Annotated in this window: 17 protein-coding genes; 2 read left to right on the forward strand and 15 right to left on the reverse strand. The window is 63.2% G+C overall.

Annotated elements, in window-relative coordinates; translation table 11 throughout:
- Positions 1-129 precede the first annotated feature (129 nt).
- The 15 genes from S6FBBBH3_RS08890 to S6FBBBH3_RS08955 form a co-directional block, all read right to left on the reverse strand.
- Positions 130-1,107 carry a LysR family transcriptional regulator gene (locus S6FBBBH3_RS08890; RefSeq protein WP_120177409.1) on the reverse strand — a complete coding sequence of 326 codons (978 nt, stop codon included), beginning with the start codon at positions 1,105-1,107 and terminating at the stop codon, positions 130-132.
- Between the two features lie 175 nt (positions 1,108-1,282).
- On the reverse strand, positions 1,283-2,464 hold the full coding sequence (locus S6FBBBH3_RS08895) for a porin (RefSeq protein ID WP_170143905.1): 1,182 nt from the start codon (positions 2,462-2,464) through the stop codon (positions 1,283-1,285).
- Positions 2,465-2,684: 220 nt separating this feature from the next.
- A complete protein-coding gene (locus tag S6FBBBH3_RS08900) occupies positions 2,685-4,523 on the reverse strand; it encodes an aryl-sulfate sulfotransferase (protein ID WP_120177411.1) in 1,839 nt (612 codons plus the stop codon).
- Between the two features lie 367 nt (positions 4,524-4,890).
- Positions 4,891-5,451 carry a nitroreductase family protein gene (locus tag S6FBBBH3_RS08905; protein ID WP_120177412.1) on the reverse strand — a complete coding sequence of 187 codons (561 nt, stop codon included), beginning with the start codon at positions 5,449-5,451 and terminating at the stop codon, positions 4,891-4,893.
- Between the two features lie 89 nt (positions 5,452-5,540).
- On the reverse strand, positions 5,541-6,095 hold the full coding sequence (locus tag S6FBBBH3_RS08910; RefSeq protein ID WP_120177413.1) for a hypothetical protein: 555 nt from the start codon (positions 6,093-6,095) through the stop codon (positions 5,541-5,543).
- A gap of 21 nt (positions 6,096-6,116) precedes the next feature.
- On the reverse strand, positions 6,117-7,172 hold the full coding sequence (locus tag S6FBBBH3_RS08915) for an AraC family transcriptional regulator (RefSeq protein WP_120177414.1): 1,056 nt from the start codon (positions 7,170-7,172) through the stop codon (positions 6,117-6,119).
- Positions 7,173-7,447: 275 nt separating this feature from the next.
- On the reverse strand, positions 7,448-8,377 hold the full coding sequence (gene arcC, locus S6FBBBH3_RS08920) for a carbamate kinase (RefSeq protein ID WP_120177415.1): 930 nt from the start codon (positions 8,375-8,377) through the stop codon (positions 7,448-7,450).
- Between the two features lie 116 nt (positions 8,378-8,493).
- Complete coding sequence (locus S6FBBBH3_RS08925) at positions 8,494-9,522, reverse strand: aspartate/ornithine carbamoyltransferase family protein (RefSeq protein ID WP_120177416.1); 1,029 nt, start codon at positions 9,520-9,522, stop codon at positions 8,494-8,496.
- Between the two features lie 105 nt (positions 9,523-9,627).
- Positions 9,628-10,404 carry a (S)-ureidoglycine aminohydrolase gene (allE, locus tag S6FBBBH3_RS08930; RefSeq protein WP_120177884.1) on the reverse strand — a complete coding sequence of 259 codons (777 nt, stop codon included), beginning with the start codon at positions 10,402-10,404 and terminating at the stop codon, positions 9,628-9,630.
- Positions 10,405-10,771: 367 nt separating this feature from the next.
- Complete coding sequence (locus S6FBBBH3_RS08935) at positions 10,772-11,812, reverse strand: YfcC family protein (protein ID WP_269460460.1); 1,041 nt, start codon at positions 11,810-11,812, stop codon at positions 10,772-10,774.
- The gene (locus S6FBBBH3_RS11355; protein ID WP_269460461.1) at positions 11,806-12,225 is read right to left on the reverse strand and encodes a hypothetical protein; all 420 of its coding nucleotides are present in this window, start codon (positions 12,223-12,225) and stop codon (positions 11,806-11,808) included. The genes S6FBBBH3_RS08935 and S6FBBBH3_RS11355 overlap by 7 nt, the downstream gene beginning before the upstream one ends.
- 475 nt (positions 12,226-12,700) lie before the next feature.
- Positions 12,701-13,990: a citrate transporter gene (locus S6FBBBH3_RS08940; protein ID WP_120177417.1), complete on the reverse strand. Its 1,290-nt coding sequence runs from the start codon at positions 13,988-13,990 to the stop codon at positions 12,701-12,703.
- A gap of 286 nt (positions 13,991-14,276) precedes the next feature.
- Complete coding sequence (locus S6FBBBH3_RS08945; protein WP_120177418.1) at positions 14,277-15,041, reverse strand: anaerobic ribonucleoside-triphosphate reductase activating protein; 765 nt, start codon at positions 15,039-15,041, stop codon at positions 14,277-14,279.
- On the reverse strand, positions 15,038-15,235 hold the full coding sequence (gene nrdD / locus S6FBBBH3_RS11360; protein WP_120177419.1) for an anaerobic ribonucleoside-triphosphate reductase: 198 nt from the start codon (positions 15,233-15,235) through the stop codon (positions 15,038-15,040). The genes S6FBBBH3_RS08945 and nrdD overlap by 4 nt, the downstream gene beginning before the upstream one ends.
- A gap of 32 nt (positions 15,236-15,267) precedes the next feature.
- Positions 15,268-17,295, reverse strand: coding sequence for a ribonucleoside triphosphate reductase (locus S6FBBBH3_RS08955; RefSeq protein WP_120177420.1), 2,028 nt, complete (start codon positions 17,293-17,295; stop codon positions 15,268-15,270).
- A 1,764-nt stretch (positions 17,296-19,059) separates the two neighbouring features.
- Between S6FBBBH3_RS08955 and S6FBBBH3_RS08965 the strand changes: the two genes are divergently transcribed.
- Both S6FBBBH3_RS08965 and S6FBBBH3_RS08970 read left to right on the forward strand, forming a co-directional pair.
- Positions 19,060-20,907, forward strand: coding sequence for an AMP-dependent synthetase/ligase (locus S6FBBBH3_RS08965; protein WP_120177422.1), 1,848 nt, complete (start codon positions 19,060-19,062; stop codon positions 20,905-20,907).
- Positions 20,908-21,174: 267 nt separating this feature from the next.
- Positions 21,175-22,962 (forward strand): AMP-dependent synthetase/ligase, encoded by a 1,788-nt coding sequence (locus tag S6FBBBH3_RS08970; RefSeq protein ID WP_120177885.1) that lies wholly within the window; start codon positions 21,175-21,177, stop codon positions 22,960-22,962.
- The last annotated feature ends 19 nt before the right edge of the window (positions 22,963-22,981 follow it).

A 22,981-nucleotide genomic window follows, 5' to 3' on the forward strand; every position in this document is an offset into this window, starting at 1 on the left:
CGACGGCCTTCGGGTCGTCGGTTGCGCGTTCTTCGAGCGTTCTTCGAACTTGTCGGTCGGCCCTTCCCGGTGCGAAGGGCCGCTCGGGCCTAACGGCTTGAAAACCGCCCCTTTCGGGGCGGTTTTGCTTTATTCCGATCGTTCGCGCTCGGCCGAGAAGTCCGGCGTCCCGAAGCGCTCCGCGGCCGCTTTCTGAATGAGGCCCCGCACCCAGACGTGGGCGGGTTCGAGGTGCTGGTGTTCGGGCCAGACGAGATGCACTTCGACGTCGCGACTTCTGCCCGCTTCGAAAGGCACCCACACGACCGCATAGTGCCGGGCCGAGACGCGTCCCGCCGTTTCGGGCGCGAAGAGCACCGCATCGGTCGATTCGAGAACGGGAAGGATGTCGTAGACCGATTCGGCCGTAACGGCCGCCTCGTCGTCGCGCCGACTCCGATCGGCAGTGCCCGTCAAGACGCGCTCGTACGTCGGGCGACCCGCATCGGAATTGACGAGGACGGTGAGCCGCGGATACGCGCCCGCTTCCGCGGGCGAAATCGTGCGTCCGAGGCGCGCAAGCGGATGATCCCGGCGAACAATCACCCCGGCGGGACTGCGAAAGAGGAGCATTTTCCGCAAGCCGGGCGGCAGGCTGAAGCCCGAGACCAGAGCCATGTCGACCGTACCTTCGTGCAAGTCTTCCCAGAGATGGGGCGTGCGGTGCAGGAGCGTCAGTTTGAGGCCCGGTGCGCGAGCGAACAGTTCCGCCGCCACACGTTCGATCACCTCGGGAAAGACCGCGCCGCAGGACGCGATCACGAGCCGGCGCTCCACCGCTTCGGGCGCGAAGACGCTCGGCGCGGTGAGGCGGTCGAAAGCTTCGATGTTGCGCCGTACGGGCTCTTCGAGCCGCATCGCCGCTTCGGTGGGCGTCAATCCCGTCGGACCGCGCACGAAGAGCGGGTCGTCGAAGGCGTCGCGCAGCCGTTGAAGCATGCGCGAAGCCGTCGCCGTGCTCATGTCGAAATTCTGAGCCGTGGCGCCGAGCTTGCGCGTGTGCATGAGGTCGATCAAAAACCTCAGATGGTAGATGTCGAGGCGGTCGGGGCCGGACGGGGCGGTCATGATGGTGGCGGTCGGGGCGGTTGAAGAAGTCGAAAAGGCCGAGGCGATCAGGCAGGCCGGCGGTTCCGCGGGCGGGAAAAAAGCGGGGCGTGCGGACGATGCCGCGCTCCCTCGCTCCGGCACCCGAACGGCAAAACCCCGCCGAGCGGCGGGGCTTTCTCACGAGAAGAGCGCCTCAGAACTTGTGCGTGAGGCCCGCCGCCGCGGTCGCGCGGTTTGCAATCGCATTCGAAGCGTCCGTATTTTCGAACATCCCGTTCGCGTACGCATAGGTCCCGAGGACGTAGAAGCCCGTGCGCTTCGAGAAGCGGTACGCCCAGCGCAGAGCCCCCACCCAGCGTTCGCCTTCCGTGTCGGCCGCCGCACCGCGTTCGCCCCTCCATTCGCCCGTCACCACCTTGACGGAGCCGTGCAGCCGCCCGCCCAGAAGCGGCGCGTTCGCGCCGATCGAGAAGGCGTCCGCGCGGAAGCCTTCGCGGCTTGCGGCGCCGTCAAAGCCCATGCTCGAAGCGGAAATGACGCTCGGCACGCCGAGCATGCCGCGCGCGTTTTCGAGGTGCTGATAGGCGACGTGCACGCGCAGGTCGCCGAAGCCGCGCGAGGCGCCCGCAAAAATGTTGTGCGTAGGCTTTGCGTCGTGGGGCTGCGGGCCGTTGGCGGCGTTCGCGTAGTCGATCATCTGCCAGGCAAGGAGCGCGGTCGCGTTTTCGCCCTTCCAGCCGGCGGCGAGCGCATAGAGGTGTTCGGTGTTCGAGAAACCTTCCGATTCGGGATAGGTCGCCTGGTTCGTACTGTTCGAGAACTGGCCGAGGAGCGTGACACCGTGAATCGGCGCGCTCTTCACGACGATCGCGTTGTCCATGATGGGGCTCGACTGGAAGACGCCCGCGAGCGCCGCGTCCGGGGCGTTCGAGGCCAGAGGATTCATGCCGGTCGCGGCCCACTGGGCGTAGGTACCCGTCGATCCGAGAAAGCCCGCCGTGCGGCCGAGGGCGATTTCGCCCGTCCCTTCGCGACCGATCACGACCATCGCTTCGCGCGAAAAGAGCGCGCCCGCGCGGGCGTCGTTCGCAACGCGCCCCGTGTCGCCTTCGAATCCCGATTCAAGCACGAAGTGCACGTACCCGGTTTCGCCGAGCGATTCGCGACCGCGCAAGCCCCAGTAGGAGGACACGTCGATCGAGGGCTTCATCTCGAGCGTCGGGTTTTTGCCTTTGGAATCGACCGCATAGAACCCGGTGTCGATTTGGCCGTAGATTTCGGTTTCCGCGGCAAGAGCGGAAGTCGACGCCGCGCCGAGAGCGGCAAGGCTCGTCGCGAGGGCGAGCGCGGAAATGCGAAGTTGGGTGGTGTGCATCGTTGGGCCGCGGACGGCGGGGTCGGTCGGAGCCGTCCGGGGCTTCTCCTTTTTGGTGTGGTTTGTGAGGTTGGTCGGATTGAGGACAAGATCGCACCCGAGGGAGGCGCAAAGAGGGGCGCCGACATGCGACAGCCCCTCTGCGGTCATCGGTTCTTCATGCGAGCTTGCGTCGCCCGCGGGCCGAACACCCTGCGGGCGGGAAGCGCGCTTCGAGCGATCAGAGCTTCGGGAAGGCCTTCGTCAGGTCGAACACCCAGGCCTGGTAGCCCATCGTGTCGTTGAAGCGCATGAGGACGGACGGTTCCTTTTCACCCCACTTGTATTCCGCGAGGTAGGGGTGGATGTCAACGCGCCCCTTCTTCCCGGCGAGCGTTTCGCCGAGACCCGCGGTCGAGTAGTAAACGAGGAAGGAGTCCTTGTCGGGCATGTACTGAGCAAGACCCGTCACGGGCGAATAAAATTCATAACCCTTGTCATCGCCCACGGCGTAGACCTGCTCGACCGTCATCTTCTTCTGGTCGATCTTGTAGACGACGCCGCGCGAATACTTGTCTTCGGGCAGAGCGGGTTGCTCCATGCCGCGGCCGTCGCCGTTGTCGAAGGCCGAGACGTAGATCACGTCCGCATCGCTCTTGGCGTCGACGCGCCAGGCGGTGTGCTGGGTCCAGGTCCAGTCAAAACCGCCTTCGCAACGCGAATTTTCGCACTTCAAGGGCTTGCCGTCCTTGTCGACGGGCGTCAGGACCTTTTCCGCAAAGCCCTTCTTCCAGCCTTCGGGCGCGCCGAGAATCCACTTCACCTTCTTGTCGCGGCCGATCTTGATGATGGCGGACTGATGGCGCGAGCTGATGACGATCGAGTCGTCCGTCGGGTCGTAGTCGACCGAATTCACGTGCGCCCAGTTGCGACCCGCACCCACGCCGGTGATGTCGCCGAAGTCGTCCGACTGGTCCTGCTTTGCGAGTTCCGCCGAGGAGAGCGTCTGACCGGCCTTCGACGCGTCGATGTTGAGGCACACCGCCCCCTGGTCGAGCGCCTTGATGACGTTGTCGCGGTACGGGTCGAGAATGTCGAAAAGTTTGAATTCGTCGAAGACGTTTCCGTTCTCGTCCATTTCGACGATCACGTCGCGCACGGTGTGCACGCGCTTTTCATCGGCGCGGCGGTAGTCGGACGACGAGACGCGCAGGAACGTGTGTCCGTTTTGCGCGGCGTCGATCGCGTGCGAATAGTCGGCGTAGCCGAGGGGGAGGCGACGGTTGAAGAGTTCGCGACCGAGCATGTCGTACTTCGCGTAGCGCTGACCGTAACCCCAGAGGAGACCGCCGTCGGCGGTCTGTTGGAAGCCCATCATAATCCCCGCCTTGTAGGGCTGTTCGGGATCGTACATGTCGTCGTTGGGCATCAGGTACCAGCGCACCGTGCCCGTCGAGTCGACGATCGCGTTTTCAGGACCGAACGCCCATTCGAGCGCCCCGCCCATCGGGTTGTTCCAAACCATGCGGGACGCATCGGGGGGCGTGCGCACGATGTTATTGATGAAGTAGAGACGATCCTTGAAGGCGGGATCCGTCTTTTCGACCTTCACGTCGAAGGTCGTGTGGCTCTGGGAATTGAGCCCGTTCGAGCGAAGGAAGACGGGCGCCGTATAGAACTGGTACGTGTCCTTGAAGTGTTCGGTCTTCCCCTGGAACACGCGGTCGTATTCGACTTCGACCGTATTGACGTAGTCGGGATAGAGGCCGAAGACGGGAATGCCGCCGTGAGAGAGCACCTGACGGTCCGAAACCGCGTACTTGAGGTCCTGACCGCCCGCCTTGGGAACGACGCGAACGACGGCGTTCTTGACATCGTAGCCGCCGTTGCGAATCACGGCCGTAAGCGGAGCAACTTTATAAGGATTGACAATCACTTCGCCGATGTGACCGGTCGAACGGAAGGCCACGTGCGGCCCCGAAGCGCCGCCCGAAGCGAGGGCGGGAGCGGAAAAGGCGGCAAGCGAAGAACCGAGGGCGAGCAGGACGCCGAGCGTGAGCGTCTTGGGAGCGAATGACATGGTTGAAGTCTGTTTTATTTGAAAAGTCGGAGAACAGTTGGCCGGTCGGCCCGAGTTCCGTCGACGGCGACGTTTTCGGGCGTCCCTGCAACGTGTTCGCCCATTCTAGGAATTGCTCCCGCACTCCCCAAGACGGACGAACCCCGCCGTGTTTGCAGGATCGGCCGCGAGGTCGTTGCAGTTTCCGAAACGCCCTACCGTATTTCCACGAAAAACGAAACGACGACCGAACGTGCGCGAAGACGACGTTCGATTCTTCCGTTTCGTCGAGGATCCGATCGCCGAAAACGAACACCCCGACCGAATTCGATTCCGATCGGGGTGTCGCGCTTCATTCCGAATTTTCCGCGTCTCGTGCGTTGGCGCCTCACGCCGGGACGCCGACCGTAAAGAGGACGATCGGTTCAAGGTGTTCGGGAAGGTTCATCGCCTGACGCAGGGCCTCATGGTTGAACGAAGCCCGCACGCAACCCGCGAGTCCCAGGGCGGTTGCGGCGAGGTAGCAGGACTGCCCCATCGTGCCCGCATCGACCCAGACGCCCTGCGGACGGGCGTTTTTCGAGCGCTCCTTGTCGGCGACGAAAACGAGCGTCACGGGCGCCTTTTCGACGTATTCGAACTGGTACGCGGTCGAGACGCGGCGCACGTCCGCTTCGGCCGTTTGTTCAAGCGTCATGTCGGCCGCGTTGAAGCGCCACGCGCCGTCCGAACGCAACACGTACACCTCCACCGCGCGCAGATCAAGGGTCGACGGCGTGGTGCGCCGGCCGTCCTCGTCCGTGATGCCCGCCGCGGCCCAGAGGAGTGCGGCGAGGTCCGCCTCCTTCAGGGGGACGGCTGCGGGGTTGCGGTTCGTGCGGCGCTTCTCGAGCGCTTCCTCAAGCGTCATTGCGAGCGGCGAGCGCTCGGGCAGTCGGATCGTCTTCATTCCTATTTCTCCTTGTCGTTCGGGTTGAGACGGTTGAGACGCAGCGCGGGCAAACGGTCCCCGCACGCCGCGTCGAATCGGTCGAAACATCAAACATACGTTCCCCGCGCCGCCACGGCGCGGATGGCGTCAAGCCTGCGGGCCGCAAGGCGCGCGACGCGCTCGACGAGGCGCGCCGCCCCGGCGGGGTCCCTATCGGGAACGCTCACCCCCGCGGCACGAAGCGGCGGAAATGCAGGTTTCGCCTCTCCGGCATCGGACGCACGGGACGCATCGCCGGGCTCACTCCGGACCTCGAACGCCCGTCCCTCTCGAGAAAGCGCGTCTTCGATCGTGAGCGCGAGCATCGGGTTTTCGTCCGGCAGGAGGTGCGTACGCACGACGCACTCGGTCGCATCGAGCCGCACGAGCACGCACGGGCACCCGTCGAGTCCCTCGAATCCGACGCTTCCGGCTCCTTCGCCCGCAAAGCGCGCGCGGTAGAGCGCCCCGTCGTGCGCCCAGTCGAGCGTCCGAGCATCTCCGTGCACGGGGGCGCCGGCCGAAGCGGCAACAAGTGCGGCAAGCTCCGCGAGCACGGCGCGGGACGAGGCGTCCCTTTGAGGCTCGGCGACAACGACGAATTCCAATACGGGTCGATCCATGGTGCGAACTCCTTGCGGTCTTCAGGTTTGCAGCTGACGAATGCGACGGCGGTAAACGGCGGGCGACACCCCGAACCAAAGCGTGCAGGTGCGCGAGAAGTTCGACGGGTCGGAAAAGCCGATGTTGTAGGCGATTTCGGTAATCGAAAGTTCCGTGTGCGCAAGCGCGTCGTGAGCGAGCTGACGGCGACGGCGCTCGAAAAGTTCCGCAAACGTCACGCCTTCGCTCTCCAAGCGTCTCTGGAGCGTGCGCGCCGAAAGATTCACCCGGCGCGCGACGTCCGCAATCTTCGCGGGCTCACCCGCCGCGAGCATCGTCTGAAGTTCTTCTTCGACGCGGGCCGCAAAGCTGCTCTGTCGCACACGATTGAGGTATTGGATGACGACGCGCTCGTTCGCCTCGCGGAGCATGGCGTTCGCGCTCGCGTAAGGCTCCATCACGTCGGCGTACGAAAACCGAATCGCTCCCGGCGTCTCGCCCGAGGTGTCGACGCGGCAGCCGAAATAGTCGTCGAGTCGACGCTGAAGATTCCCGTTGATTTTGGGAACGCGCAACGCGACGGAAACCGGAACCACCCGGTGCTGCACGAGGGAGTTCGCCTGCCGGAGTACGAAAGCGAGCATCGCCGTGAGGGCGGCGCTCTTGGCTTCGTTGCCTCGCAACGTTCGCAGCGACAAAGTCGTCCCCTGCGCGTCGTGCGAAAGGATCATGTCCATCGTGCTCGAAACAATCTTGCAGTAGCGCGCCGTCAAGTCGAGCACCTGGGCGAGCGAATGACTCGTCACGATCGCAAGCCCCAGGCCGTGCAGGGCCGCGGGCTGCATTTCCTGCCCGCACCGCAAGCCCACGAGCTCGTCGCCCGTCGCGGCGATGATCGCCTCCCAGAAGCGGCGCACGGCCTGTGCGGGGTAGCGCGCGTCGGGCACGGTAAGAAGCGCTCTCTCCAACCCGGCCCGATCCATGAGCGGCTCCGGGTCCACGCCGTAACCGCGCACGGTCTGGCAGATCGATCGAATCCAACTCGCCAAAATCGAGTCGCCGATCGGCAGTGCGGCTTCTTCGACTTGAGCGAACATCCTTTTCTCCTTCGGTTCGACACCGAAAAGCGGTGGGGTTGCGGGCACGCTGAAAGGTCCTCCTTTTCCGGCTCTTTCCCCGAGAATCGGGCCGAGAGCCGCGAACATTGTACGCAAAAGAGCCTTGCAGTCTGCGCGCGAATTTTTCCGTCGTCGTGCTTGGGGTTCGTCGGGAGGCGCCTCTCCCGAGACGTGCGCTCGGGAGAGGCGCAGGCGGCAGCGGCCGAGGGACGAAAACGACCGACGTCCCTCGGACATGCTTCCAACGTCGTTCGTCAGGCGTCGTACTTCACGCCTTTTTGAGCGACGACGCGCGTGCCGGCTTCGCCCTTCAGGATCTTGTCGATTTCGTGCAGAGCGCCGATCACGGCGGTCTTGCCGCAGCGTTCGACAAAACGGCAGGCGGCTTCGACCTTCGGGCCCATGGAGCCCTTCGCGAAGTCCATGGCGCGCAGGCTCTCGGGATCGGCTTCGACGATGCGGCGCTGCGTGGGCTTGCCCCAGTCGACGTAGACGCCGTCAACGTCGGTCGCGATGATGAAGACGTCCGCTTCGACGCTCGAAGCAAGGAGCGACGACGCGAGGTCCTTGTCGATCACGGCTTCGGCGCCCACGAGGTTGCCCGCCTCGTCGAAGTAGGTCGGGATGCCGCCACCGCCGCAGCACACGACGATGTGGCCGTTCCGAACGAGGGTCTTCAGGGGATCGAGCCCCCAGATGCGCTTCGGATCCGGGCTCGGCACGACACGGCGGTACTTGTCGTTGTCGGGCGCGATCGTCCAGCCGTTCTTCGCGGCGAGCGCTTCGGCCTCTTCCTTCGTGTAGACCGGGCCCACGGGCTTCGTCGGGTGCGCAAACGCAGGGTCCTTCGGGTCGACTTCGGTCTGAGTGAGGACCGTAGCGAGCGTGGCGCTCTTCGGCACGAAGTTGACGAGCTCCTGCTGGATGAGGTAGCCGATCATCCCGATCGATTCGGCGCCGAGCACGTCGAGCGGGTACATCGGAACCGCTTTGTACGCGTCGTTCTGAAGCGCGATCAGGCCGACCTGGGGGCCGTTGCCGTGGGTGACGATGAGTTCGTTCCCTTCGTAAGCCTTGGCGATCTGTTCGGCGGCCAGACGAACGTTGGCGCGCTGGGTTTCGGCGAGCATCGGTTCGCCGCGCTTCAAAAGCGCGTTGCCGCCGAGAGCGATGACGATACGCATGATGAATTCCTTCTCGTGAATCGAAAAATCTTTCTCGTGAAAACGGAGGACCGTCCCGTTGCACCTCGAAGCGCGCGGCGGTCCCCCGCATTCCTTTCAGCCGGGCCTCAAGCGACTCAGTTCACGCCGACGACGGCGGAAAGGAGCGCCATGCGAAGCGCCACCGAGAAGCCGATCGCACGGAAGTAGAGCTGGTGCTCGGTGTTGTCGATGCCGAAGTCGAATTCGCCGGGATTGCGCGGCAGCGAGTGATGAACGCCCACGGTCTTGCCGGTCTTCGCCTTGATGTTGCGAAGCATGTCGAGCGAGACGTAGTAGTTGGCCATCTTCTTTTCGAAGTCGGCTCGGTTCGGGTCGTCCTTCTTGACGGAGCACCCCGGGAGATAAATGAGGTCCACGCCCTTATCCATGTAGAGCTCTTCGTTCTGCTTCATCGTGAGGTCGAAGTGCTCTTCGAAGTTCGCGCCCATCTTCTGGAGCTTCTGGCGAACGATTTCGGGCGTGCGCAGTTCGCTCGTGCCCGTATAGACGATCTTCGCACCCATGGCGGCAAGCGCCAGGGCGAAGGACTGACCGGAGCGGGCACGCGAGAGGTCGGGGGTGGCGATGGCGACGGTCGTCTTCGAGAGGTCGCCGAAAGCACGCCAGCAGGTGTAGGAGTCGAGCAGCCCCTGGGTCGGGTGCGTCACGTGGCCGTAGCCGCCCGAGATCACCGGAGCGCAGTGGCCTTCGATTTCCTTCAGGGCGCCGAGGGCTTCCACGTCGTTCGGGTGACGCATCACGATGACGTCGGCGTATTCGCTCGTCACACGGAGGCTGTCGGCGAGGGATTCGTTCTTCGCGACGGACGAGTTGTGCGTCGGGTCGGCTTCCGTGATCACGGAGCCGCCGAGGCGGTGCATGGCGTTTTCGTGCGAGCAGCGGGTGCGGGTCGAGGGCTGGAAGAAGAGCGTGTAGAGGACCTTGCCCTTCAGCAGATCGGTGCCGGTGCGCATGAAGGGTTCGAGCATTTCGGCCGCGCGGTAGAGGTTGAGGATCTCGTCGCGGCTGAAGTCGTCGAGGAACGTGATGTTCTTGCCCTTCATGTGGGTGGCGTCGAGCACTTCGCGAATGTCGCGGGCCTTGAAGTCGGCGGTAAGAGCCATGGTGGTTCTCCTTTGCGTCAGAGAGTTGCGTGTGAGGTCGGTGGGGTTCGAGGCGCGCCGAAGAGGTCCCGAGGATTGCAGACCTCTCCGGCAGAGCCCCTGTCGTCAGATTTCAACGTCGCGGTTGCAATCCTTCGAATAGATGTAGGAGAAGGGTTCGCGGCCGATGCCGTAGCCCGCCTGCAGCGAGAAGGCGCCCATCCAGAGGAAGTCTTCCTTCTTCGTGAGGTACCACTCGTTGTCGAGGTTGTAGGTACCCGCGCCCTCGTAGATGTAGGCGCCGTGCTCCTGCACGTGCGTTTCGACGATGTTGTGGGAAGCGCCCGGATCGAAGGAAAGGATGTGCATGTTCATGTCGAAGGCTTCTTCGAGCGGGAGGAAGTCCTTGACGTGCACGTTGGCCATGCCGTCGTAGTCGCGGAAGGGAACATCGTTGATGTTGCCGAAGACGGCGTAGGGTTCGAGTCCGGCCGGGTGCGGCACGTAGCGCTGCTTGTAGAGGAGAATGCGACCCTCTTCGCCGTTGACGTTCTTGAAGCCGATGCCGACGCCCGCGGGCGCATAGGCGTAGCCGCCCTGCGTGAGAACGCGCTTTTCGTCGCCCACGGCGACTTCGAGTTCGACCGTGCCGTCCAAGACGTAAATGAAGCTTTCTTCGTGCGCGAGGTTGGCGTAGGGAATGGTCGTGTGGGCGTTCGCGCCGAGCGTACCGATCAACTGAACGAAGCCCGCACCGATCTTGGGCGAGCAGAGGATCGTCATCTTGGCGTCGACGATCCCGGGGATCGTATTGATGACACGCCCTTCGGGCGTGATGATCGCAAAGCTGTCGCGCTTGACGATCGAGCGATTCGAGAGCAAATCGGCAGGATAACCGGGCATGATGAACTCCTTTTCCATTGGGTTGTCTTCTGCGGTGTTGGCCTTCGGGTCACCGCCGCGTTGAATTCACTATAGGCCTCGACGTGTCTTCATCCGACGCTTCGGACGTCAATATCATGTCATTTCACGCCACAAGAAAGGACGACCGACACTGCGGATCAACGCTTTTACCGTTGATTTTTATGAAATAAGAATTTGACCCCGCAACCTATGATTCGAAGATCGTGGCGTCGCAAGTCATGCAACGACACTATTCCTGTCATTTGACGACACGCCGGAAGGAAGAAAAAACGGACGGCCGCCGGGCCGTCCGCGAGGGAGTTGAGGGCGTGCGCGCACGCCCTTGCCGAGGAGAGAATGTACGAGCTCAGAACGTGATGTCGAAGACCTGCTGCAGGTAGAGCGCCGCCGACGCCATGATCCCGAGAATCACGAAGAGCGGCCCGTAAAAGCGCACCCACTTGAAGTAGTCGACCTTGGAGATCGCAAGCGTGGCGATGAAAAAGCCCGACGTCGGGAAAAGAATGTCGGTCAGCTGCCCGCCCCAGGCGTTTGCGGAGACGATCGCCTGCTGCGAGATGTCCAGAAGCGTCCCTAGAGGCGAAAGAATCGGCATCGTCAGAATGGTGAGTGCGGTAGCGCCCGGGATGAGCAGATTGAAAATCGACTGCTCCCACAAGACGGCGATGGCCGTGAGCGCGGGCGGCGTCGAAGAGAGCGCTCCTTCGAGCCAATAGACGATCGTATCGGTGATGAGGCCCTTGTCCATAACGACCGAGATCGACGCGGCCACGCCGCACAGAAGCGCCCCGACCATCAGGTCGTGCATCCCCGCGTTGATGTCGTCGCAAATTTGTTGGGCGGACTTCCCGGCGATCGCGGCCGCGATGATCCCGACCGAAAGGAAGAGCCCGCCGATCGCTTCAAAGCCGAGGTTGAGCATCAGGATGAGCGCGATGACAATCGGGAACATGACAAGGGTGGCCGCGCCCGCTGCGACCTGGCGCTTCGTGAAGACTTTGTCTTCGCCCGCCTCTTTGAGGATCTTCTCGCGCAGCTCGCGGTCGGTTTCAAAGGAGAGGCTCTTCGTCGGGTCCTTCTTGATGCGCGCCGCATAGAAGGAAACGTAGACGATTGAAACGACCACGGCGAGTACGAGGACGACGAGGCGCAGGCCCGAACCCGAGAACATCGGAATCTGCGCGATCTGCTGACCGATCCCCACCGACGCCGGGACGGTGATGCCGAAAATGAACCCCATGCAGGGCCCGAGAAGCGCCACGGCCGTGGCGGTCATGCCGTCGTAACCCAGACGGTAAAAGAGCGGCAGAAAGACGGGCAGGTATGCGAGCGACAGTTCCGGCGTGCCGATGAAGGCCGACACGATCGAGACGGCCGCCATCAGCATGGGGGCGACGAGGTAGTCGCACCGCCCACGGCACCCGAGAGTTTTTGGATCCCGAGGTCGATGATGCCGCAACGCTTCAAAAGCCCCATGCAGGCGCCGACGAGGAAGGTAAGGATGATGACGCCCGAGGCCTTTTCAAAGCCGTACGGAATCGCCGTGATGATTTCGAGCCAGCCCGCGGGATGGGGTTCGATTTCCTTATAGGTTCCGGAGACGACGAGGTTCTGCACGCCCTTGGCGGTCTCGACGAGCTGCCGCTCGTACTCGCCCGCGGGGATCACGTACGTGAGCGCCGCCATGACGAGGATGAAGGTTCCGAGAATGATGTAAATATCCGGAAGCTTGAAACGCTTTTTCGACGTGTCGCGGGCGGTCTCTTCCCGCGGCGGGGTCGCTTTCGTGGTGTCCGACATGATGGGAAACTCCTTTGAACGGATGGAGGCCGTCGCCGCGCGACGACCGTTCGTCATGCCTTCCATTCTTTCGAAATCCCCCGCAAAACTCTCCGCTCATCGACGCCAGTCGATGGTCTTTTCGCGCCACGCACTTTCTTGACGCGTACGAAGGACGTGCGTTCGCTCCGACCTGGGGGCGCACCCCCGACGAAATGCCGAAGGCGCGCACGCGCAGCGTCGGCGATCGAAAGCGAGAGCCTTGAAAAGCCGTTGTCGCGCGCATCGCAGGCTTTTCGGACCTTCCGCGCCGCAACCGACGCGGGCGCACCCTCACCCTTTCTCCGGATACGTACCCGACATTCCTTATGCGGCACGTTGCCATGTTCCGCTAAAAAAAGCGCTTGACGGAAAGCCCTGAGACTGACGTCCGGAGACACGTTTTGCTTTCGACCGACGGAACCGACATCCGACCGAACAACCGGGCACGCAGGCCTCAGAGAAGCGTCAGCACCATCGTGATCGCCAGTGCCACGCCGGTCCCGAAGAGAATCGACGGGCGCTGAAACGCATTGGCTTCCTTGAGCTCGGCCCCGGGCGTCACGGGCACGACGGTCGAGAGTGCCGCAACGGGACCGCCCGTGAGGAAGCATTGGATGACGGCCGCCCCGGAAGCCGCGGCAAACGCCGCGTCGAAAGGATCGGCTCCGGCCTCGAGCACGATTTGGAGAAAAGGAACGATCACGGCCACCGACGCCCCGTAGGACTGAGTCACGAAAGCCGTCACGCACGCTACGGCAAACATTACCGTCACGGGCGCAGCCGAAACGAGCGGTTCGACAATGCCCGCAAGCACGTCGACGAGACCGATTTCGCGAATGACGTTCGACAAAAAGAGAAACCCGAGCGTGGCGACGAGCGGCGTGGCAACAAGCCCGACGCCCCGGATCATGTCGGCTTCGGCCTTGCGGGCGGGCGCCCCCGAGAGGAGCATCGTCACCACGGCGGCGAGCACCCCCACGAGGAAAACGGGCAGCCCCGCAATAAAACCCGCGCAGAGAACGAGAAACGGGAAAAACGCCCGAACGGAAGAATCGGTCGGGGAACGCGAGGCGATTTCGCGCAGCACGGCACCGTGCGCGGCGGGGTCGACCGAAAAGCCCGAGAGCCGGAGGGCGCGAGAGGCTCTCCAGGCCGAGGCGGCGAAAACCGAGAGACCGACGACGAGCCCGAGCACGTTGAAGAGTCCGTAGCCGACGCCGGCCGTCGCAAGAATCGCTACCTGGGTCGGGTGAGTGAAGCCCGCCAGGTTGCCGATGTGTCCGGCATGCGCGATGATCCCGGCCGTTTTGTTGGGCGTCACGCCGAGGCGCACGGCGGCGGGCGCCGTCACGATCGCGGTCACCACGGGCTGCGTAAAACCCGTGAGCGCTCCGATGCAGCCCGCGGCGAGGCCGCCCGCGACGGCTACGCCCACGCCGCCCCCGAGTCGGTCGCCGATCCGAACGACGTCGCGCACCACGATGTCAAGGTAACCCGTCGATTTGAGTACGCCGATAAAAAGCAGAATCCCCGTCATGTCGACGAGCACCGGATTGAGCCCGGAAACAAGGAGCTTTGCGACCGTGAGCGGCGCCTCGCCCGTGAGCGGAATTCCCGCAATCGTCGCCGAGAGCGACGCGCCGATAATGGCGGTGAGATAAAGCGGCGTTTTGCCGGTGATCATCAAAAAGAGCGTCCCGAGCATGACGCCCTGAGCGACGATCGTTCCAAAGCCTCCTTCCATGATGCGTTTTCTCCCGTCGGTTGGCGACTGGCTTTCAACCGGTCTGACTGCGATCGACGGCAAATTCGGGAAAGTCGCTCCGCTTTCGCGGTTGTCTTTCGCTTTTGTCGTCCGACGGCCACACTTTACCGACCGCGTAACTGCGGCGCCGAGAGCTGCGAACGCCAATCGCTTGTCATTGCGCGCCACGGCGCGACTCCTCCGCGACGTCCGAAGACGGGCGGAGAACTCGAACGCATCGTCGGCGTGCGGGGGAGAAGGGAATGAGAGAGGAAGCGGGAACCGTTCAGTTGCGCCGCTCGACGTAGTGCTTCACCGCCCCTCGCAGCGCCGCGCGGGCTTCTTCCGAAGGGTAGTCGTCCCCGACCGAGCCGAAGGGGGCGATCAGCCCCGGAGGACGTCGGTAGATCTGAAGGGCGAAGTTTTCGACCTTTTCCCGTTCGAGCCAGCGGGCAAGTTGCAGGAGGTCGTCGTTTGCGAGGTAATCGGGATGCGCGGTCGTGCGGCATTCGAAGCGAACGCCCGAGTCGCGCACGAGGCGAAAAGCGTCGAGAAAGCGCGCGTACGCCCCCTTTGCGCCCACAACGGCCTCGAACTTATCGGGCGCGTCGGGCGAGGCTTTCACGTCGAGGCCCACCCACTCGAGATCGGGGAGAATCTCCGCGAGGCGCGCGGGATAAGCGCCTCCCGTGTGAAGCCCCGCCGCGAAGCCCCATTCCCGCACGCGCCGCACGGCTTCGGGAAGCGCCGGATCGATCGTGGGTTCGCCGCCCGAAAAGACAACGCCGTCCAAAAGGCCGCGGCGTCGGGCGAGAAGCCGCTCGACCTCCTCCCAGGAGCCGTGTTCGAGCTCCGGCGCAAAGTCGCGCGACTGCATCCAGGGATTGTGGCAGTATGCGCACCGCCAGGGGCAGCCCTGCACGAACACGACCGCCGAGAGTTTTCCCGGGAAGTCGATCGTCGTAAAGGGGGTGATACCCGCAACGCGAAGCGCCCCGGCCGGGCGGCTCGGGGCGACGTCGCGCGAATCGCACGATCCGCAATGCGTCATTTCGCGTCGCGGTGCGTTTCGTGGGCGCGAGCGCTCGATTCGGTAAAGCAGACGCGCTCTTCGAATTCGCCCTTCTTGCCGATGTTGAAGCTCTGCACCGGGCGGTGGTAACCCATCACGCGGGTCCAGACTTCGCAGGGCTGGCGTTCGGAATCCTTGAGTTCGAGCGTTTCGTTTTTCGTCGTTTCAGTCATTTCATGCTCCTTCGTTGATTAACCATACGGGGTCAGCTGGCCGCTTCGGCGTGCGCTTCGCGGCGCTTCTTCGCGATCAGCTCCGCGTCGCACTTCGGGCAGAAGTCGTGGCGGCCGGAAAGGTACCCGTGCTTCGGGCAGATCGAGAACGTGGGCGTCACGGTGATGTAGGGGAGACGGAAGCGCGTGAGCGCGCGGCGCACGAGGTCGCGGCACGCCTCGGGCGAAGAGAGCGCCTCGTTCATGTAGAGGTGCAACACCGTGCCGCCCGTATACTTGCGCTGCAGGTCGTCCTGACGTTCGAGCGCCTCGAAGGGGTCGTCCGTGAAGTTGACGGGAAGCTGCGAGCTGTTCGTGTAGTAGGGGTTCGAGGTCGTACCCGCCTGCAAAATGTCGGGGAAACGCTTGCGGTCTTCTTTCGCGAAGCGGTAGGTCGTTCCTTCGGCGGGGGTGGCCTCAAGGTTGTACATATGGTCCGTCTCTTCCTGGAAGGCGACGAGCCGCGCACGCACGTGATCGAGAAATTCGAGCGCGAACGCGTGCCCCTTTTCCGTCGTGATGTCTTCGGCATCGTCCGTGTAGTTGCGGATCATTTCGTTGATGCCGTTGACGCCGATCGTCGAGAAATGGTTGCGCAGCGTCCCGAGGTAGCGCTTCGTATAGGGGAAGAGCCCCTGGTCGATGTGGTGCTGGATGACCTTGCGCTTGATTTCAAGGCTCGTCTTCGCCAGATCAAGCAGGTAGTCGAGGCGCGCGAAGAGCCCCTCGCGGTCCCCCTTGAAGAGGTACCCGAGGCGAGCGCAGTTGACGGTCACGACACCGAGCGACCCGGTTTGCTCGGCCGAGCCGAAAAGGCCGTTGCCGCGCTTAAGCAACTCCCGCAGGTCGAGCTGCAACCGGCAACACATCGAGCGGATCATGTTCGGCTTCAATTCCGAATTGATGAAATTCTGGAAATACGGCAACCCGTAGCGCGCCGTCATGTCGAAGAGGCGCGTCGCGTTTTCGCTCGTCCAATCGAAGTCGGGCGTGATGTTGTAGGTCGGGATCGGGAACGTGAACACGCGTCCCTTCGCGTCGCCCTTCATCATCACTTCGATGTACGCGCGGTTGATCATGTCCATTTCGGCCTGAAGGTCCCCGTACGTGAAGGGCATTTCTTCGCCGCCGATGATCGGGCGCTGCGGCTTCAGGTCTTCCGGGCACGTCCAGTCGAAGGTGAGGTTCGTAAAGGGTGTCTGCGTCCCCCAGCGCGAAGGCACGTTGAGGTTGTAGATCAACTCCTGAATGCACTGAAGGACTTCTTCGTAGGGAAGGTTGTCCTTGCGGATGTAGGGAGCGAGGTACGTGTCGAAGGACGAAAAGGCCTGCGCGCCCGCCCATTCGTTTTGCATCGTGCCGAGGAAGTTGACGATCTGGCCCGTCGCGGACGACAAGTGCTTCGGGGGATTGGCTTCGACCTTCCCCGCGACGCCGTTCAGGCCCTCCTGAAGGAGCGTACGCAGGGACCAGCCCGCGCAGTAGCCCGAAAGCATGTCGAGATCGTGGATGTGGATGTCCGCTTCGCGGTGCGCGCGACCGACTTCCTGCGGGTAGATGTAACTCAACCAGTAGTTGGCCACGACCTTACCGGAGACGTTCAGAATGAGCCCCCCCAACGAATAGCCCTGGTTGGCGTTCGCGTTGACACGCCAGTCGATCTGATCGAGGTACTCGTTGATGGAACTTTCGACGTTCACCCAGCTCTGCTTGGCGTTGCGCACCTTGGCGCGGGATTCGCGATAGACGATGTAGGCGCGCAGCGTCGTGAAGCACCCCGCTTCGAAAAGCGCATGCTCGACCGCATCCTGCACCTCCTCGACGTGAAGCGTCCGGCCGGAGCGCACGTCCCCGAGACGCTTCATCACGATCGTCTCCACGATCTCTCGGGCGCGCTCGGCGTCGAACTCCCGCGTGGCCTTGCCGGCACGCGCCACGGCCGAGACGATTTTTTCCACGTCGAATTCCCGCACGGAGCCGTCCCGCTTCAAAAGGTGCTTCGGTCGAACCGTATTTTCCATTGCGCTCCCCGTCTTCTGAAAATTTCAAGAATCTGCGGTAGTTGCTATATATTGTGTTTCATATACAAGCAATCCACCATGAATGGTGGATTCAACCCGCAGGACCTCCACTATAGCAAGTTGCCGTCCGAACCGCGTCCTCCTTTGTGAGGAGGTGGTCCGATAAGCGCGGGCGCGACGTTGCACAAAAAAATTACACCTCCACAAGATGCGGCAACCTCTGCCGTGCGAGCCCCAAGGCTAGGCGCCGACGCGCAACCTTATCCACATACCTGGTACTTACCCTAGGCCGCATCGACCGATTCGGGTTTGTACCAATCCGCTATATGACCTGTCGTTTTCTCGCATGTGGCGCGCGCCTCGCGCTCCCTACACTTCTTCCCCGAGTGTTCTCTGCGCGCATGCGTTGCGCGCAACCTTCGACGAAGAGCCCCGAGGGGCTGCCGAAGAAAACGCACCGGGAGAAGCGCCGTCTGCGCGCTTTCCCCGCTTTTCTCCGGCAAGCATGCGGCCTCGTCGAAACTCCGTCAGCCCGGTGGCCGGAAGGTACCGGGCTCCTTTTTTTGCCCGCCGCTTTTTATGCGGCTCTTTTCACCCGCATCGGGTGAGAGCCCTCGGCCGCCGCCCGAGCCGGACGATACGGGACGGCACGACCCGTTCGGGTGCATCCTCGTCCGTTCCCGTGCGCTCCGGTGCGTCGGAGCGGGAAAGCCACCGGGGCTCTCGGGCCGCCCGCTTTCGAGCATGCACCCCCTGAAAACCCAAGGATCGGACGCTCTCCTTACGTACTTTTGCGTAAGCTGAATTCACCCCCGTCGGAAGCGTCTTCCCAAGCCGAACGCACCAAATCGGTGCGCCATACCCCGAAAAGGCGCCTTTTCGGGAAAAGACATTCTTTTTATTCTTATCAAATGTTATACGCAGTATCGCTTAGAGACCTCAAAATGCGTCGATCGAAGTGCTTTGAGACGCCTTGAGGCACCCTCCCCGCAGCGTCGATTTGGGGACTGTACGGCGTGCGGGAGGTCGCTTCGCACGCCCGTGCGTCCCGAGCACGAGCCCGGAGGTCGCGGGAGGGTCCCTGCGGCGTTGAGGCCCCTGCGAGGCATTGAGGGTGAGTGCTCCGGTGAGGTTTCCCGGACGCCCGCAAGGGCGAAAGGAGAGGCGCAGGGAAAAGCGGCACGCAAGTCGGACCGACGCGAGGGCCCGCCCCAAAAAAAGAAAAAGGCTGACGACGGTCCCTTTATCCGTCATCAGCCTTTTCTCGTCGTGCAGCTTCGTTTGTTTTGTCGGAAGCAGGACCAACCACAACCGACGTGCGCTTGAGGAGCAACGCATGGAGCTTTCGCGTGCTGCAGGACCTAAGTTACACCCCGTCATACGGATGCGCAAATTGTCTTTTTTGTGAGTTTACGCCTCGTTTCCAGTTGTTTACGCCCTGTTTTTATCTCCTTATAGGTAAGAAAATCCCCAACCGCCGAACGCGCTTTCGTTTGATGCCTTCGACCGATCCGATCGGAAAAGGGCGTCCGAACGTCTCCGTGATTACGTATTTATACGTACCCACAGCCGACTTCCCGCGTCGACGCCCGCGTACACGCAATCATCCGTACGGATGATCCCGCGTCCCTTCCATCGGGAATAGGATCGAAGAGCGGGAAGGCCCGTCGCACACCACGCGGTACACTACCCGCCACACGATACGAAGCCGGGCATCTCGTGCGCGTACTGCGCGCTTTTGTGCCCCATTCCTCACGAAAATCCATGATCGACGAAGAAAACTACGGCGGCCGCGAGCGCGTCAAAGCGCTCGACCTCCTCACCACGCTCCCCGAACTGCTCACCCATCATCTCGACAAGCGTCCCGACGATACGGCCTACAAGCAGTGGGATGCCTCGACGAAGAGCTGGCGCGACATCTCCTTCAAGGAAACGTTCGACGAAGTGCTGCGTTGGCGCCACGCCTTCGCGGGGCTCGGTCTCGCGCGCGGCGCCCGCGTGGCGATGCTCCTGCCCAACTGCGTCGACGCCGTCTACTTCGACCAGTCGGCGCTCTCGAACGCGCTTGTTCCCGTGCCGCTGCACGCGATCGACACGCCCAAGTCCTCGGCCTACATCCTGAACGACTCGGGCGCCGAAGTGCTCGTGACGAACAAGAAGCTCAAGTGGAAGGGGATCCGCGAAGCGGCCGAGACGCCGAACCTCAAGCTCGTGGTAATCACGGACGACGAGGATGCGGACGACGAAACGGGGCCGATTCCCGTTCTGAGTCTTGCGACGTGGCTCGAGCGCACGCCCCGCGCGCCGTTGCCCGAAGGGCCCAAGGCGACGGACCTCGCCTGCCTCGTCTATACGTCGGGCACGACCGGGAACCCGAAGGGCGTGATGCTCACGCACCGCAACATCCTCTCGAACGTGCGCGGCGTTCTGCGCTCGCTCCACCCGGACGAGCACGAAACGCTCCTTTCCTTCCTGCCGCTCTCGCACACGTTCGAGCGCACGACCTCCTACTACCTCGCGCTCGGTCTCGGGTACACGACCGCCTTCAACCGCTCGATCGCGACGCTCTCGGAAGACCTGAAGACGATCCGTCCGACCGTGCTCATGTCGGTACCGCGCGTCTATGAAATGATCTACGGAAAGCTGCGCGACGGGCTTGCGAAAAAGCCCGCGTACGTGCGCTACCTCTTCGACTGGGCGGTCGAGGCGGGGTGGCGTCGTTTCTGCCGTCAAAACGGTCTTCCCGTCGAACCCTCGGGGCGCGCCTGGCTCGACCCCTTCGTCGCGGGCTTTCTCGACCGCAAGATCGGCAAAACGCTGCGCGCCGTCTTCGGCGACCGCATTCACCTCTACATTTCGGGCGGCGCCGCCCTTTCGACCCCCGTCGCGAAGGTCTTCCTCGCGCTCGGTGTCGACATCTTCCAGGGTTACGGCATGACCGAAACGAGCCCCATCATCGCCGTCAACCGCGAGGGGTCGAACCACCCGAACACCGTCGGGCCGGCTCTTGAAAACCTCGAAGTCCGACTCGGCGACGGGGGTGAATTGCAGGTGCGCGGTCCCTCCGTCATGCAGGGGTACTGGAACCGCGAAGACGCCACGCGCGCGATTTTCACCGACGACGGCTGGCTCAAGACGGGCGACGTGGCCGAAATCTACAGCGACGGGCACATCCGCATCACGGGCCGCATCAAGGAAATCATCGTCACGTCGACGGGTGAAAAGGTGCCGCCCTCGGACCTCGAAGCCGCGATCGAAACCGACCGCCTCTTCGCGCAGACGATGGTGGTCGGGGACGACAAGCCCTACATCGCCGCGCTTGCGGTCGTCAACCCGGAAGCCTTCAAGGCTCTGTGCGACGAACTCGGGCTCGACCCCGACGACGACGCGTCGCTCGACGCGAAGCCCGTGCGTCAGGCCGCTCTCAAGCGCATCAAGCTCGCCACGTCGGGCTTCCCGAATTACGGCGTGCCGCGTCAGGTGAAGCTCTTGCGCGAGCCCTGGTCGATCGACAACGGTCTTCTCACCCCAACCCTCAAATTGAAGCGCAACATCATCCGTCAGCGCTACGTCGACGAAATCGACGCGCTGTACGATCTCGTCGCGAAGTAACGCGACGAGATCGATCGACGCGACGGTCGATCCGTCGACCTTCGCGTTAACCCTTAGGAAAGCCGGCGTTCGCGCGCCGGCTTTTTCGCGACAATATTTCGCTTTCGACGCCCCCTTCGGGAAGGGCGTCGAGTCTCTCGACTTTCCCGCCCGGCCGTACCTCGGAGGAATTCCGCCTTGCAACCGTCCGCTCCCACCGAAGAGAACACGACGAACGTAACGACGTGCGCTCCCTGCCCGCTTAAAACGCTTCACACCATTCCGGAAATGCTCCGCCGCACCGTGAGAGTCCATTCCGAGCGCGAAGCCTTCCGTCAGTTCGACTACCAGGAAAACGCCTGGATTTCGACCTCCTGGCACGACTTTTACGAAGGCGTCATGCGCTGGCGGCGCGCCTTTCACGCGATGGGTCTCAAGGCGGGCGACCGCGTGGCGATGCTGCTTACGAACTCGCTCGACGCCGTGACGTTCGATCAGGCGGCGCTCGCGAACGCTCTCGTTCCCGTGCCGCTTCATGCGATCGACACGCCGGGGAGTTCCGCCTACATCCTGCGCGACAGCGGGAGCCGCTTTCTCGTGACGACCTCGCGCGCCCGCTGGAACGCCATTCGCGCGACGGGTGAGGCACTCCCCGACCTTCGGGAAGTGGTCTTCACGAACGAGCTCGTCGACGCGCTCGACGGCACAACTCTGCTTTCGGGCGTCGAAGCGTGGCTTGCGCGCGGCAACCGCGTGGCGGACAACGAACTCTGTGCGGGTCCGGGCGCGGACGACCTCGCGGGCTTCGTTTATACGTCGGGGACGACGGGTCGCCCCAAGGGAGTCATGCTCACGCACCGCAACCTCGTCTCGAACGTGAAGCAGATTTCGAGCGTCTTCACCGTGACGGAAAAGGACCTCTTCCTGAGCTTCCTTCCCTTCTCGCACACGTTCGAGCGCACCGTCGCGCACTACGTCTCGGTCGCGCACGGCTCGGCCATGGCGTTCGCGCGATCGGTCGCGAACATCGAAAACGACCTTACCGACGTGAAGCCCACGCTCATGTGCTCGGTGCCGCGCGTCTACGAACGGATCTATCAGAAGCTGCAGCTCGACCTCTCGAAGCGCTCCGAAGAAAAACGACGCCTCTTCGACTGGGCGCTCGAAGTGGGCTGGCGGCGCTTCTGCCGCGAGAACGACCTGCCGGTTGTCGAGTCGGAGCGCTCGGGGCTCGACGAGACGGTCGCGAAGATGCTCGACGAGGAAGTGGGCGCCGAAGTGCGCGCGCTCTTCGGGGGGCGCCTTCGTGCGACCTTTGCGGGCGGCGCTTCGCTCAACTACACGGTCGCGAAATTCTTTTGCGCGATGGGCGTTTCCGTGCAGCAGGTCTACGGCCTCACCGAAACGAGCCCGATCGTCTCCTTCACGTCCGCGCTCAAGAACCATCCGAACTGCGTGGGGCTCCCCGTCCCCGGTACCGAAGTGCGCATCGGCGAAAACGACGAACTTCAAGTGCGCGGTCCCCAGGTCATGAAGGGCTACTGGGGCAAGCCCGCCGAAACGCGCGCGGCCTTCACCGAAGACGGCTGGTTCCGCACGGGCGACCAGGCCGACCTCACGGACGGCGGCCGCGTGCGCATCAAGGGGCGCATCAAGGAAATCATCGTCACGTCGACGGGCGAAAAGATCGCCCCCGTCGACCTCGAATTCGCCCTGCAGGAAGATCACCTCTTCGCGCAGGTCTTCGTTCTGGGCGAAAATCGCCCGTTCGTGAGCGCGCTCGTCGTTGTGGAACCCGAACGCTGGCGCGCACTCTGCGACGAAATGCAGCTCGACCCCGAGGATCCCGCCACGCTCACGAACCGCGCCATGACGCGCCTTGTGGTAAAACGCGTGCGTGCGGCCGCCAAGGACTTCCCCTCCTACGGGATTCCGCGCGCCGTGGCGATTCTGCGCGAGCCCTTCACGGTCGAGGAAGGTCTTTTGACTCCCACGATGAAGCTGCGCCGCGCCGCGATCGCGAAGCGCTACGCGCACGAAATCGACGCGCTCTACGCGGGGCACAAGTCGGCCTGAGACCGCCCGAAGCGCACCG

Source organism: Sutterella megalosphaeroides, assembly GCF_003609995.1.
In the GTDB taxonomy this organism is placed as follows: domain Bacteria; phylum Pseudomonadota; class Gammaproteobacteria; order Burkholderiales; family Burkholderiaceae_F; genus Sutterella; species Sutterella megalosphaeroides.

Excerpts from the sequence above, each read along its gene's own strand:
- S6FBBBH3_RS08890 (WP_120177409.1), bottom strand. The coding sequence starts at position 1,107 with ATGACCGCCCCGTCCGGCCCCGACCGCCTCGACATCTACCATCTGAGG.
- S6FBBBH3_RS08895 (WP_170143905.1), bottom strand. The coding sequence starts at position 2,464 with ATGCACACCACCCAACTTCGCATTTCCGCGCTCGCCCTCGCGACGAGC.
- S6FBBBH3_RS08900 (WP_120177411.1), bottom strand. The coding sequence starts at position 4,523 with ATGTCATTCGCTCCCAAGACGCTCACGCTCGGCGTCCTGCTCGCCCTC.
- S6FBBBH3_RS08905 (WP_120177412.1), bottom strand. The coding sequence starts at position 5,451 with ATGAAGACGATCCGACTGCCCGAGCGCTCGCCGCTCGCAATGACGCTT.
- S6FBBBH3_RS08910 (WP_120177413.1), bottom strand. The coding sequence starts at position 6,095 with ATGGATCGACCCGTATTGGAATTCGTCGTTGTCGCCGAGCCTCAAAGG.
- S6FBBBH3_RS08915 (WP_120177414.1), bottom strand. The coding sequence starts at position 7,172 with ATGTTCGCTCAAGTCGAAGAAGCCGCACTGCCGATCGGCGACTCGATT.
- arcC (WP_120177415.1), bottom strand. The coding sequence starts at position 8,377 with ATGCGTATCGTCATCGCTCTCGGCGGCAACGCGCTTTTGAAGCGCGGC.
- S6FBBBH3_RS08925 (WP_120177416.1), bottom strand. The coding sequence starts at position 9,522 with ATGGCTCTTACCGCCGACTTCAAGGCCCGCGACATTCGCGAAGTGCTC.
- allE (WP_120177884.1), bottom strand. The coding sequence starts at position 10,404 with ATGCCCGGTTATCCTGCCGATTTGCTCTCGAATCGCTCGATCGTCAAG.
- S6FBBBH3_RS08935 (WP_269460460.1), bottom strand. The coding sequence starts at position 11,812 with ATGCTGATGGCGGCCGTCTCGATCGTGTCGGCCTTCATCGGCACGCCG.
- S6FBBBH3_RS11355 (WP_269460461.1), bottom strand. The coding sequence starts at position 12,225 with ATGTCGGACACCACGAAAGCGACCCCGCCGCGGGAAGAGACCGCCCGC.
- S6FBBBH3_RS08940 (WP_120177417.1), bottom strand. The coding sequence starts at position 13,990 with ATGGAAGGAGGCTTTGGAACGATCGTCGCTCAGGGCGTCATGCTCGGG.
- S6FBBBH3_RS08945 (WP_120177418.1), bottom strand. The coding sequence starts at position 15,041 with ATGACGCATTGCGGATCGTGCGATTCGCGCGACGTCGCCCCGAGCCGC.
- nrdD (WP_120177419.1), bottom strand. The coding sequence starts at position 15,235 with ATGACTGAAACGACGAAAAACGAAACGCTCGAACTCAAGGATTCCGAA.
- S6FBBBH3_RS08955 (WP_120177420.1), bottom strand. The coding sequence starts at position 17,295 with ATGGAAAATACGGTTCGACCGAAGCACCTTTTGAAGCGGGACGGCTCC.
- S6FBBBH3_RS08965 (WP_120177422.1), top strand. The coding sequence starts at position 19,060 with ATGATCGACGAAGAAAACTACGGCGGCCGCGAGCGCGTCAAAGCGCTC.
- S6FBBBH3_RS08970 (WP_120177885.1), top strand. The coding sequence starts at position 21,175 with ATGCTCCGCCGCACCGTGAGAGTCCATTCCGAGCGCGAAGCCTTCCGT.